The organism is bacterium (genome assembly GCA_040757115.1).
In the GTDB taxonomy this organism is placed as follows: Bacteria; UBA9089; CG2-30-40-21; order CG2-30-40-21; family SBAY01; genus JBFLXS01.
Genome location: JBFLYA010000014.1, coordinates 14394 through 33168, shown reverse-complemented (window position 1 = coordinate 33168; position 18775 = coordinate 14394). Strand labels below are relative to the sequence as shown.

Genomic DNA, 18775 nt, shown 5'->3' with positions numbered 1-18775 from the left:
CTTGGGCCAGGTTTGCTTGACACCGTGAAGAGTGATAATTCACAATTCACAATTGACAATTCACCATTCACCATTATTAAGGAAATTTAGGGAAGAAATTGTGAATGGTGAATTGTGAATGGTGAATGGTGAATAGTTACCAATTTTTTTAATAATATCTCCCTATCTCCTTAATCTCCACATCTCCTTTTGTTACACCACCTGAACGCTTACCAATATTTTTAAAAAATTCTCGGTCAGCCTCTTGACAAAATAGATATGTTATGCTATAAATATATTGTGCAATAAAATTATTGTGCAATTTTAACTCTTCAGTAACCTGGTGCCTGAATGTCTATCTGCCTGAACTACATAGACCTCCAGATAGCAGGACATATAGACACCAAAGGAATGCAACGATGAAACACAACAAGCAACCTGTAGATGAAAAATGTTTCCAGGAATTCATAAACACAAATTTCCCTTCATCAGAAAAGTGGGAGGAGGACATTAAAGAGCAAATACAACTCAATAAATCTATCCTGGGGGCTGTTAAGCCTGCAATAGAAGATATCATCAATACGCTGAATAAAAAATACCGCGAAAAAGAAAACAGGGAATTTGCTCGGGTTATTCAAGGTAAAGAGGATATAAAATCCCCAAGACGGATTGTAGAAAAGATTATTCAACACCCAAATAAGTATAATCAAGATAATTTTGCCGAAGAGATGGAGGATATTGCCAGAATGAGAATAGTCTGTAATTATCTCTCTGATATATCTGAGATAGCCAACTCTATAAGAGATAATGAGGTCATAAAAGGAATCTGTAGAATTGTTGAAGAAACGGATTATGTCTTTATGGAAAGGGATAGACCCCATCGGGCATACCATTTTATCCTGGAGTCAACCCTTAATCAGACCAAACGAAAGGTAGAACTACAGATTATGACTATGCTTCAGGAGGCATGGGATAAGAAAGACCATAATCTTATCTATGAAAAGATTAGGATTGGAAAAGAGATAGATAAAAAGGATAGGATAAAAATGGGTGCAATGAGTGAATTGCTTTATATTGCTGACGAATTCTTTGATTATCTTCGCAAAAAGATATTACACGAGGAGGAATGAAAAAAATGGATAATTTTTTAGATAAAGGTGGGTTTTTAGTCCTTATTGAATCTCCAACCGAAAAAAAGATTTATCCTCTCTTTCTGGGTATAGAATCTATAAAAGACCCTTTTGGATTTGAAGCCCTCTTTAAAGGGGTAAATGCACTCATCAAAGAGGTATTTGGCGGGGATATGAAAATGGAGAATGTTCCTGTCTATAGCTTCCTTCAATTCCCTTTTTATGAGTATGGGTTGACTAAGGAAGAGGTGCATTGCCTTTTTGAGGAGGAATTTTACAATGCCAGCTCCGGAAAGATTAAAGAATACCTGTTTAAGAAACATCTCTTGAGCCTAAAGCAGGGTAAGCGGTATATCTATCCGAACAACATTGTTGGGGCAGTAGTGCGAGGGGATAATTTCTACAATCGCGAAGAATTTATTGAAGGTTTATGGGAAAAGCTTAAGACTGAAAATATCTTTTTAAGCGCTCCACGGCGATTTGGCAAAACCTCTTGTATGTATTACCTCTATGACCACCCAAAGCCTGCCTGGCAGACACTTCATTTAGAACTACAACATATCCACCACCCAAAAGGATTTGTGGCAGAGATGATAGCTCGCTTCTGCACACAAGAAAAAAATAGAGGATTTGAGGAGATAATAGAAATGTATAATCCCAGTGGCATGGATAACCTTTCTTTAAAAATGCAGATTGAGGAGATGGTAAAGGATAACACCTGGCAAAAAATGGGTGAAGATTTCCTGGGAAAGCTCCTTGAAAGGATTCCCAACCATAGTTATTTCCTATTGCTATTCGATGAATTTATCTATATGATGGAGAATTTTAAAAAAGAAGAGGCTTCCTCCTTTGCTGAATGGTTCTTTGAGCAAAGGAAGAAGAATAAACTTCGTTTCCTTATCGCAAGTTCTGTCTGCCTTAATCAATACCTTAAATCTCACTCACTTGATAGGTTTTTTAATGACTTTATAGAGGTTAAGATACCACCCCTTTCAAAAGATGAGGCATTAAGATTTATTGATGAACTCCTTCTTTCAAAGAAGATAAGGATTAAAGATGAGGTCAAAGAAGAGGTCTTTAACCTGGTTGGACAAGGTGTCCCTTACTTTATCCAGATGCTTCTTTGTGAGGTCAAAGAAAAGATAACACCAGAAGAGATTAAAAGGATATATCAGGAGAAGATATTGGGTCCAGACTACAAACAATACTTCTTTTACTTCTTCCAGAGATTACAATCTCATCCATATATCTTCTTAGCTGGTCTTTTAAAACGCCTTTCCCTTGAGGATAAGGTCTCTGAAAGCCAATTATTTGAATGGTATAAGGAGTATTCAGGCAAGGAAGATAAAGAAGATTTCAGAGAAATACTTACCTATCTATCAGATGAGTTCTATGTTGAAAAGGATAATGAGGGCAAATATTCCTTTTTCTGCAAAATACTTAAAGATTGGTGGAGAAGGCAATGAAGATATACCCTTATGACCCACTAAATTATAAATATGATGAGCTCAAAGCCACATTTACGGGCAGGGAAGAATTGTTTGAAGAGATGGTATCTAATATCAAAGCCCAATCTGACTACAAGAACCTACAACATTATCTTATTACTGGTCCAAGGGGAATTGGGAAAACACATCTCTTAAGGATGCTCTACTTCAGGATAAAGGAAGAGTCTCCGCAACAATGGCTCCCTCTCCAATTTGCAGAAGAGGAGTATACTGTGGTTAATTTACGGGGTTTCTTTGAACGGCTCGTTGAGGAGATAAGAGATGAGTTAGGTAGCCTTCCTGATTGGATGAATGGGATTGAAGCAAGAATTAAGGATGAAAAGGATGACCGCAAGTTAGTGGATGAGATTATCGCCTCTCTTGAAAGGTTCACCACTAATAATAAAAGGAAGATACTACTTTTGGTAGATAATATTGACCAGATCCTTAGTTCAGGGTTTATGGATTCCTTATCCTTAAAGAGGCTACGGACATTCCTTATGGATGAAGGTATCCTGCTACTTATTGGTAGTGCCGCTACTGTATTCAAAGAGGTCATCGATTATAAGGCTCCCTTATACCACCTTTTTCAAAGGATAAATTTAGTTGAGCTACCTGTTGAGCAAGGTCTTATCTTTATTAAAAATTGGGCAACCGCTATTGAGCACCAGGAAATACTTACCTCTTTTGCTGCCTATGAACAGAGGATTAAGTCTATCTATCATTTGACAGGTGGGAATCCGCGCTTACTCCTCTTTCTATTCCAGATACTTACTGCGGGTAAACTCCCCGCGGTAGAAGATGCCTTTGATAAACTTATCAGTGAAATGACCCCATATTTTAAGGCAAAGATGGAGGCATTATCTCCCCAAAAACGCCAGATTATGGCAGGCTTTTCTAAGATAGATATTACTGATATGGAAGAAGGTATCTCTCCTTCATACATTGCAAAACTCTTGAGGTTCCCCCTCAATAAGACAACCGCTGTGATCAAGGTATTAGTGGATGATGGATACCTTAAACCTGTGCAAAAAGGGAAAAAAAGAGGCACATTCTATTATGATGTCGTAGAACAGTTATTTAGAATATGGTATCAGATGCGCTCATCTACTACTCAGAGAAAGAGGTTTGAATGGCTTTTAAGGTTCATCAGCCTCTGGTATTCACTCCCAGAACTTGATTTAGAGATAGAAAATATGGAAGAGGAATGTAAAAATGTGGATTCTTTTCAAAAGAGAAACTTGATTGAGGTGCACCTGAGCTATCTCAAAGAGGTAAAAAAGAGGAAGATAAAAGAGATAGTAGATAAGGGAGAAAGGCTATTAAAGATAGCCTGGGACAAAGATGCATTAGAATATTATAACCAGGCAGTCTTCCAATATCCAGATATTCCCTCCCTCTGGGCTGGTAGGGGAAAGGCATTTCTCAGGTTTGGTGATTATGCACAAGCCCTTAATTGCTTTAATAAAGCGATAGAGAAAGACCCGCAAGATATTCAATCCTTGATAAATAAAGTGTCAGTATTGAATTTACTTGGTCGGTATGAAGAGACACTAACCTGCCTGGAAAAGATTACTGACCTGGCACTTTTAGAAAAAGAGGGATTAGAGATTAAATCAAGCCTGGCACTATTACTTAGATTCTATGTGGATGCAACCCTTGATTTAGCCCTTAAAGAGAATCTTAAAAGGATGAAAGAATATATAAATAAACTCATTAAAATCAGAATTATCCTGGATAAGAATAAAATCAAGGAAGAGGAGGTAGGCTTTGAGCGTCTCCTTGTTCAGCTTCTTATTGAGATTTTAAAAGAAAATAGACCTCAGAGTGTCCTATATTTCATTGATACCCTTGAGGTATCTGAGATAAAGGATAAAGTAGCCTTTCTCTTTCCCTTAAGGATAATTGCCGGGTATTTAGAAACACCCAATGAGGACATTATCAATCGCCAAACCAAAGAGGTAAGAGAAATTATCACAGAGATTATAAAACAAATATTGCCTTTTAAGGAAGAAAAAGAAAAGAAAGAATTACCTCAAGAGCCAATATCTCCTGATGAACTGCAGAGACTGGGGATTGCTTATGCTAAGGAATTAGACTATGAGCGGGCAATAGAGGCATTTAAGATGGCAATAAGGATATATGAAGATAACCAGATGCAGAACCATCCAGACTATGCCTTATGCCAGATGAACTTAGGGATTGCTTATGATGGCAAATTAGACTATGACCGGGCAATTGAGGCATTTCAAGAGGCGATTAAGATTTATTCTGCAAACCAGATGCAGAACCATCCATTCTATGCCTTATGCCAGATGAGCTTAGGGAATGCTTATGCTGGCAAATTAAACTATGACTGGGCAATAGAGGCGTATCAGAAGGCAATAAGGATATATGGAGATAACCAGATGCAGAACCATCCAGACTATGCCAAATGCCAGGTGAACTTAGGGACTGCTTATTGGGAGAAATTAGACTATGAGCGGGCAATTGAGGCATATCAAGAGGCGATTAAGATTTATTCTGCCAACCAGATGCAGAACCATCCTGAATATGCCGGCTGCCAGATGAACTTAGGACTTGCTTATGATGCCAAATTAGACTATGAGCGGGCAATAGAGGCATTTAAGATGGCAATAAGGATATATGAAGATAACCAGATGCAGAACCATCCAGACTATGCCTTATGCCAGATGAACTTAGGGGAGGCTTATCAGAACAAATTAGACTATGAGCGGGCAATAGAGGCATATCAGAAGGCAATAAGGATATATGAGCAGAACAGGATGCAGAACCATCCTGACTATGCCTTATGCCAGATGAACTTAGGGGAGGCTTATCGGAACAAATTAGACTATGAGCGGGCAATAGAGGCATATCAGAAGGCAATAAGGATATATGAAGATAACCAGATGCAGAACCATCCAGATTATGCCTTATGCCAGATGAACTTAGGAATTGCTTATCGTGATACAGGGAAGAAGGAGGAGGCGATTAAGTTATTTAATCTGGCATTAAGCATCTTTGAGAAGACCCTTCCCAGAGAGCATCCCTGGTATCAGAAGTGCCTAAATCTTCTAAAAGCATAATCTTTCTTCCCATTTCCATTTTGATGAAACTGTAATTCAGACATCAGACTAAAGCGGGCAGAAATTGCAGAAGAATGAAAGATTGCAACCTGTGCGATTAGACTAATTCATCGCAGAGACGCAAAGGAAAAATAAATGTAAAATGTAAAATAGGAAATGAAAAATGGGAAATTTTAGTCCTTCGCAAGACTCATTACCTTTCAGTTATACATTTTCATTTTACAGTAACCGTTCAGGCTATATATCAAAAGTGTAAGAAAGGGGATAAGGAGATAAGAGTGATATGGAGATAAGATAATAGAAATAGATTGAAATTTATAGAAATAGGTAGAAATTGATTGTGGAAAACAACAAATTTCCATAAATTTCTATTAGTTTCTATTAATTTCAATTTTTTTATAATATCTCCCTATCTCCTTAATCTCCACATCTCCTTTTGTTACACCACCTGAACGGTTACAAAAATAACAACATCATTATTGCAGAAATCAGGAAGTTAACAATATGAATCCTAAAACCTTTCATTCAATTAGTTTCTTGTTTATGTTTTTTAGTTTAGTTGTATTTAATAATCAATCTTTTGCAAAACAAAAACTTATTCTTACTTCAACAACATCCACACTGGACTCGGGTCTATTTGATGTGCTAATTCCTGCATTTGAGAAAAAATATGATTGTTCTGTTAAGGTAATTGCCGTTGGCACAGGACAGGCAATTCGTCTTGCTAAGGATGGAAATGCTGATGTGCTTTTAGTTCACGATAGGGTGTCAGAGGAACAATTTGTCCAGGATGGTTATGGTATAAAAAGACTTGATGTGATGCATAATGATTTCTTAATTGTAGGCCCTAAAAATGACCCGGCTGGAATAAAAGAGGATAAGGCATTAAATTCATTTAAAAAAATATATCAATCAAAAACACCTTTTGTTTCACGCGGAGATGATTCAGGGACACATAAAAAAGAATTAAATATATGGAAACAATTAAATATAAAACCATCTGGAGACTTTTATATTGAAAGTGGCACAGGAATGGAGATGACTTTAAGAATTGCCCAGGAGAAAAATGCATATTGCCTTGTTGACCGCGCCACCTGGCTATCTCATAAAAAAGAGATTGATGTGCTTGAAATACTTGTTGAAGGTGACTCCATACTTTATAACCCGTATTCAGTAATCGTTGTTTCTCCAACAAAATTTCCCCGGGTAAATTTTAAGTTAGCCCAAAAATTTGCAGATTTTATAAGAAGTTATGAGGGGCAAAAAATTATTAAAAATTTTGGGATTAAAAAATTTGGAGAACCACTTTATTTTCCTGATGTGGTGAAATTCTAATGGAATATCTATATGAAGGAATAAAACAGGGATTTTTACTTTTATTGCCTCCCAAAAAGGAGATAATTGAAATTGTTCTTCTTTCAATAGTAGTTTCTGGAAGTGCAACTATTATTGCTGGAATTTTTGGAATACCAATAGGTCTCTATTTTGCTATCAAAGAATTCAAATTCAAGAGAGTCCTTGTTGGTATAATCAATACCTGGCTTGCACTCCCGGCAGTATTGATTGGACTTTTAGTCTATATATTTTTATCAAGAAAAGGACCTGCTGGTGTATTTGGCTTACTTTTCACACCCTCTGCCATAATAATTGCTCAGGCACTCCTTGCCACACCAATAATTTGTGCCCTCTCTCTTTCTGCCTTAAAAGGAATTGCTAAAGATGTCAAAGATATTGCTTACTCTCTGGGTGCAAGCAGGTCTCAGATGGCTTTAACATTAATTAAAGAAGGAAAATTTGCCTTCCTGACCGCTATAATTACCGGTTTTTCAAGAATTATTGGAGAAACGGGTATGACTTTAATGGTAGGCGGAAATATAAAAGGCGAGACAAGAGTTATGACGACAACAATTGCACTTGAGACAATGAAAGGGAATTTTGAAACAGGGATTGCCATAGGTATTGTGCTTCTTTTTATAGCCGTAATTATAAATATACCTTTACAAATAATACAGGGAAAATGAATATAAAAGTAAAAAGCCTAAATAAAAAAATTGGTAGATTAAATATCTTAAAAGATATAAACTTAAATTTTGGACCTGAAAATATAAATGTCCTCATTGGTCCAAATGGTGCAGGTAAAACCACGTTTTTAAGAATAATCGGACTTCTTGATAAACCTACTTCAGGAGAGATATTTTATAACGGAGATTCTTCGGCTAAATTTACCTCAAGAGATAAATTGAATTGCCGACGAAAAATTGGTTTTGTCTTTCAGAATCCAATTATTTTAGAAGGAACTGTTTACCAGAATATTATTTATCCTTTGAATTATCGCAAATTAAAGATTGAAAAACCTCAAATCGAAGAGATAATTCATAGGATTGGATTGTCTGATAAAATAGACAAAGATGCCAAAAAACTTTCAGGTGGAGAAAAACAGAGATTACAACTTGCCAGAGTTTTGATGGTTAATCCTGATTTATTCCTTCTTGATGAGCCAACAAGTAATTTAGACCCAATAACTACAAAAAGGATTCAAGAGATTATTTTTGAACTTGTCCAATCAAAAAAAACAATAATTCTTACCACTCACAATTTACTTCAAGCAAGACATTTTGCTAATAAAATATTTTTTTTAAAAAACGGAGAAATCGTTCAGGAAGGAAATAGTAAAGATATTTTTGAAACTCCATTATCCGTAGATATTGCTGAATTTTCACTTTCAGAAAATATATTTTCAGGTGAGATTTTAAAAGAAAGGGAAGAAACTTATCTTCTGGCAGGTGGCTTAAAAATAAATGTTGTAAATAATATATTATCCGGTAAGGTGACAGGAATTATAAGACCTGAAGATATCTTAATTTCAAAAACTCCCATTGTTTCCTCAGCACGCAACTGCTTTAAAGGGGAAATTAAAAAAATTGAGAATATTGGCGCAATTTATTCCGTTGAGGTTAGTTGCAATAATTTATCACTAACTTCTCTTGTTACAAAACAATCAGTAATTTCACTGGAACTAAAATCAGGTTCTGAAGTTTATTTAATATTTAAAGCCACTTCTGTTCATCTGTTGCCTGTTTCTATTAAATCATAGTAAGTATTAACCAAAAGTTCACATTAGTATTGTTGATAGTTGATAGTCTATGAAACTATCAACTATAAACTATAAACTATAAACCATCAACCCTGTTGCTATATCTGTTCTATGAGAAATTTTCGTTAATAACTACTATAATATTTTGTTATCGTGCAAAAGTTTCTTGACAAAGGTAGGTATAGTTATGATATAATTAACAACATCATCATTTAATAGATAAAATTATGGATAAAAAAGTATCAGTGGGAACACTTTATCTATGTGGGACTCCAATTGGAAACATAGAAGATATTACCTTAAGGGCATTGCGCGTCCTCAGAGAGGTAGATTTAATTGCCGCTGAAGATACAAGGGTTACAAAAAAACTTTTAAATCATTATCAAATCAAAACTGAAATTACCTCTTACTATCAACATAACAAGTTTAAAAAAGGTAAGTATCTCATTAACTTATTACAAAAAGGTAGGGATATAGCTTTAGTTTCGGATGCCGGGATGCCTGGCGTATCAGACCCGGGGTATGATTTAGTCTGTCAGGCAATAGAAAATAAAATACGAATAGTTCCGATTCCTGGTCCAACAGCTATTCTTACAGCATTAGTCATTTCAGGTTTTCCGACAAAACATTTTATCTTTGAAGGATTTTTGCCATCTACTCACAAAAACCGCATAAGACTTCTCAAAAAATTAAAGGAAGAAAAAAGGGTGGTGGTATTTTTTGAATCCCCGCACCGTATCCTCAAGAGTCTAAATGATATCTTAGAAATTCTTGGAGATAGACAAATGGCGGTGATGCGAGAATTGACAAAAAAATTTGAAGAAGTCCTTCGAGGAAGGATAAGCGAAGTGATTGAAAAACTTAATTTAACTCTACCAAAGGGTGAATTAACAATTGTCTTACAAGGGGCCTGTGATTCAGACAGTAGACTATAGACATCAGACTTCAGACTAAAGTAGGCAGAAATTGCAGAAGAATGAAGGATGAGGAGACCTGCCTATACTTCTGCTGGAAGAGTTGAAAGAGTAGAAAGAGTTGGAAGTATTGGATGAGTTGAAGGAGTTTCTTCACTGACATTGTCACGGACATAGGTAAGGTTTAGGAAAAATTCAGGGAGTGAAGTTTTGGGTGGTGTCTTAATCTAGCATAAAGGTTAAAATAGTGTATAGGGTTCTGCAAAATAGGATTTGGGAGAGATGACTGAGAGTTAGACCTGTAAAATATCAAATATCAAAATGCAAAATTACAAATCAAATTTCAAAAAGGACTTCAAGAAAAGACTGTATAACTTTACTCTGCGACTTATAGAATTCATCGATAAGTTGCCAAAGGATAGTGTCTCTCAAAGAAGAATTGGTGAGCAATAGGAAGTAGTATGGTTTCTCAAAGAGTTGGAGGAATTTGGTAATATCTTTGCTTCAAGTATTTTAACGCTGAAAGGAAAGAGATAATTTTACTGAACTTTGGCAAAGATAGTTTATAGTTGATAGTAGATAGTTGAAGGACTATAGACTATAAACTATAAACCATAAACTATAAACGAGTTTTGCATTTTGCTCTTTGGAGGAAATCCCTTTTGGACACCAAATCTGCATAGATTTCACTATTAGAGTTATTTTCAGACACCACCAAGTTTTGAGGATGGTTTCCCAAATGTCACTAATTTCCTCCATAAATAGAGTCTATAGTCTTGTGTCTGATGTCCAGTGTCTGAATCACAGGCTCAATCAAGGAGTAACAATGAAAGTATATAGCCCGGTCCGTAAAAAAAGTATATATCGAGGTAAAGACAAAAGACCTAATTTTATTATAAAAATAATCTTACTTCTTATTTTCATCAGCCTTATATTTTTAGGGATAAGTAAGACTTATACTCCCAAACAAGATATATCTTTAAAATACAAAAAGATATTAGAAAAAGACCCGGCTAATATCGAGGCATATATTTCATTGGGAGAGTGTTATTATCATAAGGCACTGGAGGAAGAACTCAAGGGAAATGAAAAAGAAGTAGCGATTTTACTTGAAAATAGCCTTAAATATTATCAAAATGCAATTAAATTAGATGAAAAAGAGGAGAAAATCTCACCTCAAGTTCATTATCAATGTGGGATAGCATATTTTAAGTTAAGTAGATACGCAAAGGGAAAAGATTATTACGAGCAAGCTCAATCTGCATTAAAAAAATCATTAAAAGGGAAATTTGAAACTCCAGAAACACATATTTATTTAGGACATATTTACTTCAAAAAAGGGTTGTATAATGATGCTATTGAGGAATATACGCAGGCTAAAACACTTAATCCTGATGATGTTTCTGCCTGGTATAATATTGGCTGGGTATATAAAGTAAAGGGAATGCCTAATAATGCTTTATCTGCATTTCGTAATGCGGTTAATATACCAAATTTGGATAAGGCTATTAGTATTAAAATTCGGACAGTGATGGCTGAACTCTATTATCAACAGGATTTGATGGAGCATGCGAAAGATGAATATAAAGCAATACTTAAATTAAACCGCAGTTCAGAGATAGCCCATTATAAATTAGGGAAGATTCATAAAAATCAAGGAGACATTGCCTCGGCAGAAAAGGAGTTGAAAACTGTTTTAAAAATAAATCCTGCTAATAAAGAGGCAAAAGAAGAACTAAATAATTTAAAAAAAAGATAAAAGATTTTATTGACAATTAAAACTATTTTTGGTATAGTATTTAAGATAGAGGACAGAAAACAGGGGAGGAAAAACTTCTGACTTCTGATAAAAAGCTTATCCTTACCCACAAATTGGGTAACAAAATGAGGTAAGCAAGGATAAATTATGAATGGGAGATTAGAGATTGCAGGAGAGCGGAGTGAGTTGCAAAGTTCCAAATCACAAATTCCAAAATACAAATAAATTCCAATGACCAAAATTCAAAATTCCAAACCATAATAGGACACAGATTTTCGCAGATTATCAGGATAATAAAAAAATTAAATAATTCAGCCACACAGGCATTAACGCGGTTATTCATCGCATTTTATTTGATTCCCGGCCCCGACAGAAACAAACTCTATCCTTACAACAAAAAAATCCGTGTTCATCTGTGGCTAATATGTTTAAAATCTTGAAAATCTGCGGAATTCATCTTGCATCCAACAGAAAGAATGAACTTTGGAATTTGGTCTTTGGAATTTATTTGGAATTTGGTGCTTGAAATTTGGAATTTCTATCTAATCTGTCCAGTAAAAGATGTGGGTAAGGATAAGGATAAAAAGGGGGTAAACAATGTTACTGAATTCTTTATTTGGTTTATTTTCTAATGATATTGGGATAGATTTAGGGACAGCCAATACTCTGGTGCATGTTAGGGGTGAAGGTATTGTTCTTTGTGAACCGTCAGTCGTAGCTATAGAGCGAGAATCAAGAGCCGTTTTAGCCGTGGGAGAAGAAGCTAAACGGATGTTAGGACGGACACCAGGAGATATTATTGCCATCAGACCCTTGAAAGATGGTGTAATTGCTGATTTTGAGATTACGGAGCGAATGATTCGTCATTTTATTACCAAAGTCCATAATCGACGGGCATTGGTTAGACCGAGAATTGTAATTGGTGTTCCATCTGGAATAACTGAGGTAGAAAGAAGGGCAGTGCGTGAAGCCGCAGAACAAGCAGGAGCAAGAGAGGTTTATCTCATTGAAGAACCTATGGCCGCCGCTATCGGCTCTAATATTCAAGTTTATGAACCAGCAGGAAATATGATTGTTGATATAGGTGGTGGCACAACAGAGGTAGCAGTCATTTCCTTAGGGGGGATGGTGGTAAGTAAATCCATTCGGATTGCTGGCAATGAAATGGATGAAGCACTCGTTCAATATACGAAAAAAACCCATTCACTCCTGATTGGCGAACGCACCGCTGAAGAGCTGAAGATTAAAATTGGCTCCGCATATCCATTACCAGAAGAACAATCAATGGAAATAAAAGGCCGAGATACGATGACTGGCCTACCAAGAACACTTAGAATTACATCAGAAGAAGTCCGAGAGGCATTAAAAGAACCTATCAGTTTTATTGTCGAAGTAGTTAAAACAGCATTAGAGGAAACACCGCCAGAATTAGCATCAGATATTGTTGACCGCGGTATAGTTTTATCTGGTGGCGGTGCCTTGTTACGCGAGTTAGATAGGTTACTTTCTCAAGAAACAAGATTACCAGTTATCTTAGCGGATGACCCACTGAGATGCGTCGTTATTGGAACAGGTAGATATTTAGATGAGTTGAAAAATTTACATATGGCTCGTAAAAAAGGAGGGATGAGGTGGAGCACTACTTTTAGAACAGGAACAGAAGAAGAAGGTTCCTGAAAAAAATTTCGATTTTGGATTTCTGAGTGTATGTAACTGTTCACCGCAGAGACACAGAGACGCAGAGAAAAAAAATAAAATCTATGGACGAAACGTTTAACATCCCTGATTTTCATCAGGGATGGATTAACAAATCTGGTGTGCTTGCTGAACATTCGGCAAGCAGGTCATAAGTATTTCAATGTCTGCATCAATAATCTTTTATGTGATGTGATTTATTTCTATGTCTTCTCTGTTCCTCTGCGTCTCTGCGGTAAATTACCACTTGAACGGTTACCAATTTTCAAAGAAGAGGATACTAAAAATGACTGGTTTCTTATGGAAACATGCGAAAACAAATGTTATTATTGTTTTACTATCTATTTCTATTATTTTAATGGCTAGTCATACATCCTTATCCACAGGATATTTAAAACGAGGAATTATGAATATCCTGCTTCCTTTTCAACTTCTGGGGGCAGAAATAAAATTTTCTACAAAAGACTTTTTCTCTACGATTAAAGAACTTCAATCAATACGAAATGAAAATCAAAGACTTAGAGAAAAAGAGAGATATTTTGCCTCAGAACGCAAAGAATGGCAATCTGCATTAAATGAAAATAAAAGATTAAAAAAACTATTAGACTATAAATGCAGGCTTCCTTATGAAACTATAGCGGCAAGGGTCATTAGTTACGACCCAAGTAATTGGACCAACACGGTCATCATTGATAAAGGGAAAAAGGATGGGATTTATAAACTTGCGCCAGTAGTTACTTATCAAGATGGAAAAGAAGGATTAGTGGGAAGAGTCATTGGAGTAGAAAATCATTCGGCTTCAGTTTTACTTCTGAATGACCAAAATAGTATGATTGGCACACAAATCCTCCGCTCTAATGAAAAAGGAATTATTGAAGGGGATAACTATAGATTTTGTAAATTAAAATTCTTACCTTATGATGCGGATGTGGTTAAAAATGATATTGTGGTTACTTCAGGAGATGGTGGGGTTTTTCCAAAAGGATTATTTGTAGGATATGTAGTCTATGTTGGATTAAAAGACCGTGGTTTGTTTCGTGAAGTGGATATTCTTCCGGCGATTAAATTCTCTAAATTAGAAGAAGTATTGGTAATTGTAAGTAAAGAAATATCTAAACCCACTTTAAAAAAATAGAGGAGAAGAATTATTTAACAAATAAAACAACCAATGGTAAAGGAAATGGTTAAGTGTATTGGGTAATGTGGATTGGAATAATTATTCTATGTTTAGTTGGACAAACAGTCTACGCAGATGTCTTAACTATTTGTGAAATAAAACCAGATTTACTCCTGATTATAATAATCTTTTTTGCCTTTAAACACTCATCATTTGAGGCAGGAATAATAGGATTTATCGCCGGGATATTACAGGATAGTCTTTCAGGTATTAATCAGGGAATTAATACCTTTACAAAACTGATTATTGGATTATCAGTAAGTAGTATAAAAAAAATCCATAAAGAAAATTTGATTTCTATTTCTTTATCTATTTTTATATTTACACTCATCCAGAATTTATTAATCTTTGCCATTCAATCTATATTCATTATTTCCCCTGGAATTTCCTCACTGAATAGAGTTTTTTTTATTGCCATTTATAATACCATTCTGGGGATTCTTATTTACCCGATAATCCACAAAACAAAATCAGGAGAAGAATAATGCATATTGAACCGACTGAATCTGAATTAGAAAGATTACGGCAAAGACTTGTTCGATTAACTACAATTATTATAATCGCTTTTGCCATATTAATTGTTAAAGCAATCTATTTACAGATAATAAAAGGAAATTATTATCAAAAGGTCTCGGAAAATAACCGTATTCGGTTAATACCAATTACTGCTTCAAGAGGAATGATTTATGACTGCAATGGGAAGATATTAGCCCAAGATATACCTTCATTTGACATTGCCATCATTCAACTTGGCTTGAACAAAAATGAAATAGAACAAACACTAATCAAGTTAAAAGAAATAGTAGAAATTAATCTAAAAGAGGTGATGGAGAAGATTCAGGCGAAAAAAAATAAGCCTTTTGAACCCACGGTAATCGTTGCTGATGTAGACCGTGAAATCCTGACTAAAGTCGCTGAACGAACAACCGAACTACCAGGTATTATGATTCAAGTTAATCAAAAACGATATTATACCTATGGTCCCATTTGTAGTCATCTCTTAGGATATATTGGTGAAATTAGTAAAGAAGAACTTATCCATAAATACAATGATGGATATAAATATGGTGATTTAATTGGGAAATCAGGGATTGAAGGATATTATGACCTTTCTTTAAGAGGCAAAAATGGTGGGAAACAAATTGAAGTCGATGTTCGTGGAAGACAATTACAGGTTTTAGGTAATATGGAACCAATCCCTGGTAATAATCTAATTTTGACCATTGATAAGCGGTTACAAGAAATAGCCAATGAGGCTCTTGGTGAGAAATCCGGGGCAGTAGTCGTGATGAATCCTAATAATGGTGAAATATTATCTATAGTTAGCAAGCCAGGTTTTGACCCAAATATGTTCTTAGGGCATATGACTTCTACTCAGGCTAAACAGATATTTTCTGATAAACAATATCCATTACTTAATCGGGTAATTCAAGCACAATATTCCCCCGGGTCCGTATTTAAAATTATCGTGGCGACCGCGGCATTAGAAGATGAAATTATAAACGAGGGCACAAGATATTCTTGTGGGGGAATATACTGGTTAGGGAATAAAAGGTTTATTTGTTTCCAAAAAGAAAAACATGGCTCTGTAGATGTTATGGATGCACTTGCTCATTCCTGTAATATCTTTTTCTATCAAGTTGGGATTAAATTGGGGATAAATAAAATCTCAAAATTTGCCCAGCAAGTAGGATTAGGAGAGAAAACAGGCATTGATTTGCCTGCTGAAGCAAGTGGATTAGTTCCTACTCGAAGATGGAAAGAAGAAAAATTTAAAGAATCATGGTATTGGGGAGAAACAGTTAATTTGAGTATCGGTCAGGGATATATTTTAAGCACACCACTACAATTGGCCTGTGCTTTAAGTGCAATTGTAAATGGTGGCAAGATCATTACACCAAGAATAGCTAAACAAATGATAGATTCTTCTGGAAATATAAAGATATTTAATCCCTGGGTAAAAAGGATTATTCCTTTATCAAATCAGACTCAAAAAGTAGTATTCAAAGGATTAGAGGATGTCGTGGCTAAAGGAACAGGTCAAAAGGCTTATTTACCTTATTTAAGAATAGGTGGTAAAACAGGAACGGTGCAAAATCCTACCGGGGAAGACCATGCCCTCTTTGTTTGCTTTGCCCCGGTGGATGACCCGAAAGTAGTTATCGCCGTTCTTGTCGAACATGGAGGTAAAGGAGGTATAGAAGCAGTTCCAGTCGCAAGAAGAATTTTAGAACAAATGGATTGGTCGATATTTAAAGAAAGTTGAGCGGTTAAGGGTTAAGAAAGAAATCGGCAGAGAAAAATTACTTCTCCTTCCGTGACTCAACCTTCTTTAAAAAGGAGAAACGCTCATGCCCACAGGGACTGGGCACAAACGAAGATGAAAATAGTAGATAGGAGATAGAAGGTGGGAGGTAAGGAGATAAGCGTGAGGAGTGATCTTTTCTTTACTTTCTACTTCCTACTCTCTACTTTCTACTTCCTATTTTCAGGGGAAACGGTCATGAGTCTGCGACTCACAAATGACGATGAAAATAGTAGAGGGTAGAGAGAGAAAGAAGAGGCTTGTCTTTCCTTACTTTCTACTTTCTACTCTCTACTTTCTACTTCCTTATTTTCAGGGGAAACGGACATGAGCCAAGGCTCACAAAGGGCAATGAAAATGGGAGAAGGACAACCCCCTAACCCCCTTTATTAAGGGAGAATTGATGAGAGTTTCTTTCTTCCCGAATCCCGAGTCCCGAGTCCCGATTTTCAGGGGAAATAGTGGTAGGAGATAGAAGGTGGGAGGTAAGGAGATAAGCGGGAGGAGTGATGTTTTCTTTACTTTCTACTTTCTACTCTCTACTTTCTACTTCCTATTTTCAGGGGAAACGGTCATGAGTCTGCGACTCACAAATGACGATGAAAATGTGGTTTTCTAAGTCAAGCAATTACAATAACTTACAGACATTTTCAGGGGAAACGGACATGAGCCAAGGCTCACAAAGGGCAATGAAAATGGGAGAAGGACAACCCCCTAACCCCCTTTATTAAGGGGGAATTGCTGAGAGTTTCTTTCTTCCCGAATCCCGAGTCCCGAATCCCGAGTCCCGAGTCCCGAGTCCCGAGTCCCGAGTTTCAGGAGAACTATGCTTAATTTTAGTCTAAAAAAAGGGTTTGATTACATTATCTTTAGTTGTGTGATTTTAATTGTCTGTCTGGGGATACTTATGATTTACAGTGCTACTCAATCCTCAGACTCTAATTTCTTATGGCTCAAACAAACAATGTGGTTTGGAATAGGACTTTTGGGGTTAACCGCTGCCGTTTCATTTGATTATCAACTATTAGGTAAATACTCGCGAATATTGTATATTCTGGTGATAGTTTTATTAATATTTGTATTGGTGGGAGGTCCTTTGATTCGTTGTGCAAGAAGTTGGGTAGTTATAGGTCCTTTTTCATTTCAACCCGCAGAATTCGCTAAATTAGCCACGATTATTATCCTGGCTGAATACCTTTCGACTAAACGAGAAGGATTAACCTCGATTGAAGAATTTATCTATCCAATAGGATTAGTTGCCTTACCGATATTTCTTATTCTGATGCAGCCTGATGTGGGAACTACATTAGTTTTTTTCCCGGTAGTATTAGTTATGTTTTACATCACAGGGGCTAAACCAATCTATTTAGTTTCATTGACCTCGATAAGTATTTTAATTATGGTTTTTACCCTATTTTTAAGCTGGGAACAACTTCAGATAGTTCATAAAATACCTGTTATCCATTTTCTATATCGGTCTATTAGTTCATTTAAACATACTTTAATCTCTTTACTTTGTCTATCGGGACTTACAGTAACCATATATTATATGACAAAATTATTTAGAAGGAGTATTACCTTTAATAAATTTGGGTTAATACTAGGAATCATCAGTATCAGCCTTCTTGTTTCGTTAGTTGCCAATGGTTTTTTAAAGGATTATCAAAGAAAACGACTTGTGGTATTTATTGACCCCGGGATTGACCCTTTAAGCGCCGGGTATAATATTATTCAATCTAAAATCGCCATAGGCTCCGGTAGACTACTGGGTAAAGGAATTTTTCGAGGGACACAAAGTCAACTGGGTTTTTTACCTGAGCGTCAATCTGATTTCATCTTCTCAGTTATTGGGGAAGAATTAGGATTTATCGGGGTAATTACTACTTTATTGCTCTTTTTAATTATTATCTACCGCGGTATTTATATTGCCTTTTCTTCAAGGGATAATTTTGGTTGTTTATTAGCCTCGGGGATAATTACTATGATTGCTGTCCAGGTCTTTATGAATGTTGGTATATCTCTGAGTATAATGCCGGTAACCGGTCTAACCTTACCTCTGGTAAGTTATGGTGGCTCTTCACTCTGTATCACTATGGTTTCTTTAGGCATACTTTTAAATATTAGATTAAGAAGATATATGTTATAA

The 18775-nt window shown here is 35.9% G+C and carries 18 protein-coding genes; 16 read left to right on the top strand and 2 right to left on the bottom strand.

What is annotated here, in order from left to right:
• Positions 1 to 148: 148 nt before the first annotated feature.
• Positions 149 to 301 carry a hypothetical protein gene (locus AB1422_02165; GenBank protein ID MEW6618150.1) on the bottom strand — a complete coding sequence of 51 codons (153 nt, stop codon included), beginning with the start codon at positions 299 to 301 and terminating at the stop codon, positions 149 to 151.
• Positions 302 to 398: 97 nt separating this feature from the next.
• On the opposite strand from AB1422_02165, the gene AB1422_02160 reads away from it, so the two are divergent.
• From AB1422_02160 to AB1422_02150, 3 genes are read left to right on the top strand one after another with little or no spacing between them, the layout of a single operon-like run.
• On the top strand, positions 399 to 1109 hold the full coding sequence (locus tag AB1422_02160; GenBank protein ID MEW6618149.1) for a RelA/SpoT domain-containing protein: 711 nt from the start codon (positions 399 to 401) through the stop codon (positions 1107 to 1109).
• 5 nt (positions 1110 to 1114) lie between these two features.
• Complete coding sequence (locus AB1422_02155; protein MEW6618148.1) at positions 1115 to 2575, top strand: hypothetical protein; 1461 nt, start codon at positions 1115 to 1117, stop codon at positions 2573 to 2575.
• On the top strand, positions 2572 to 5685 hold the full coding sequence (locus AB1422_02150; GenBank protein ID MEW6618147.1) for a DUF2225 domain-containing protein: 3114 nt from the start codon (positions 2572 to 2574) through the stop codon (positions 5683 to 5685). Before AB1422_02155 ends, AB1422_02150 begins: the two co-directional genes overlap by 4 nt.
• Positions 5686 to 5885: 200 nt before the next feature.
• On the opposite strand, the gene AB1422_02145 is transcribed toward AB1422_02150, so the two are convergent.
• Positions 5886 to 6047: a hypothetical protein gene (locus AB1422_02145; protein MEW6618146.1), complete on the bottom strand. Its 162-nt coding sequence runs from the start codon at positions 6045 to 6047 to the stop codon at positions 5886 to 5888.
• 142 nt (positions 6048 to 6189) lie between these two features.
• On the opposite strand from AB1422_02145, the gene AB1422_02140 reads away from it, so the two are divergent.
• The 13 genes from AB1422_02140 (at position 6190) to rodA (ending at position 18775) form a co-directional block, all read left to right on the top strand.
• Positions 6190 to 7020: a substrate-binding domain-containing protein gene (locus tag AB1422_02140; GenBank protein ID MEW6618145.1), complete on the top strand. Its 831-nt coding sequence runs from the start codon at positions 6190 to 6192 to the stop codon at positions 7018 to 7020.
• Positions 7020 to 7706: an ABC transporter permease gene (locus AB1422_02135; GenBank protein ID MEW6618144.1), complete on the top strand. Its 687-nt coding sequence runs from the start codon at positions 7020 to 7022 to the stop codon at positions 7704 to 7706. The genes AB1422_02140 and AB1422_02135 overlap by 1 nt, the downstream gene beginning before the upstream one ends.
• On the top strand, positions 7703 to 8779 hold the full coding sequence (locus AB1422_02130; GenBank protein MEW6618143.1) for an ABC transporter ATP-binding protein: 1077 nt from the start codon (positions 7703 to 7705) through the stop codon (positions 8777 to 8779). The genes AB1422_02135 and AB1422_02130 overlap by 4 nt, the downstream gene beginning before the upstream one ends.
• 227 nt (positions 8780 to 9006) lie before the next feature.
• The gene (rsmI, locus tag AB1422_02125) at positions 9007 to 9714 is read left to right on the top strand and encodes a 16S rRNA (cytidine(1402)-2'-O)-methyltransferase (protein MEW6618142.1); all 708 of its coding nucleotides are present in this window, start codon (positions 9007 to 9009) and stop codon (positions 9712 to 9714) included.
• A gap of 300 nt (positions 9715 to 10014) precedes the next feature.
• A complete protein-coding gene (locus AB1422_02120; GenBank protein MEW6618141.1) occupies positions 10015 to 10146 on the top strand; it encodes a hypothetical protein in 132 nt (43 codons plus the stop codon).
• A 373-nt stretch (positions 10147 to 10519) separates the two neighbouring features.
• A complete protein-coding gene (locus AB1422_02115) occupies positions 10520 to 11452 on the top strand; it encodes a tetratricopeptide repeat protein (protein MEW6618140.1) in 933 nt (310 codons plus the stop codon).
• Between the two features lie 597 nt (positions 11453 to 12049).
• A complete protein-coding gene (locus tag AB1422_02110) occupies positions 12050 to 13129 on the top strand; it encodes a rod shape-determining protein (protein MEW6618139.1) in 1080 nt (359 codons plus the stop codon).
• A 223-nt stretch (positions 13130 to 13352) separates the two neighbouring features.
• On the top strand, positions 13353 to 14282 hold the full coding sequence (gene mreC / locus AB1422_02105; GenBank protein ID MEW6618138.1) for a rod shape-determining protein MreC: 930 nt from the start codon (positions 13353 to 13355) through the stop codon (positions 14280 to 14282).
• A 53-nt stretch (positions 14283 to 14335) separates the two neighbouring features.
• Positions 14336 to 14809, top strand: coding sequence for a rod shape-determining protein MreD (gene mreD, locus AB1422_02100; GenBank protein MEW6618137.1), 474 nt, complete (start codon positions 14336 to 14338; stop codon positions 14807 to 14809).
• On the top strand, positions 14809 to 16590 hold the full coding sequence (gene mrdA, locus AB1422_02095) for a penicillin-binding protein 2 (protein MEW6618136.1): 1782 nt from the start codon (positions 14809 to 14811) through the stop codon (positions 16588 to 16590). Before mreD ends, mrdA begins: the two co-directional genes overlap by 1 nt.
• 141 nt (positions 16591 to 16731) lie before the next feature.
• Positions 16732 to 16872, top strand: a complete 141-nt coding sequence (locus AB1422_02090; protein ID MEW6618135.1) for a hypothetical protein — start codon at positions 16732 to 16734, stop codon at positions 16870 to 16872.
• Positions 16873 to 17107: 235 nt separating this feature from the next.
• Entirely contained in the window at positions 17108 to 17248 is a 141-nt protein-coding gene (locus AB1422_02085) for a hypothetical protein (GenBank protein MEW6618134.1), read from the top strand.
• Positions 17249 to 17455: 207 nt separating this feature from the next.
• Complete coding sequence (rodA, locus tag AB1422_02080; protein MEW6618133.1) at positions 17456 to 18775, top strand: rod shape-determining protein RodA; 1320 nt, start codon at positions 17456 to 17458, stop codon at positions 18773 to 18775.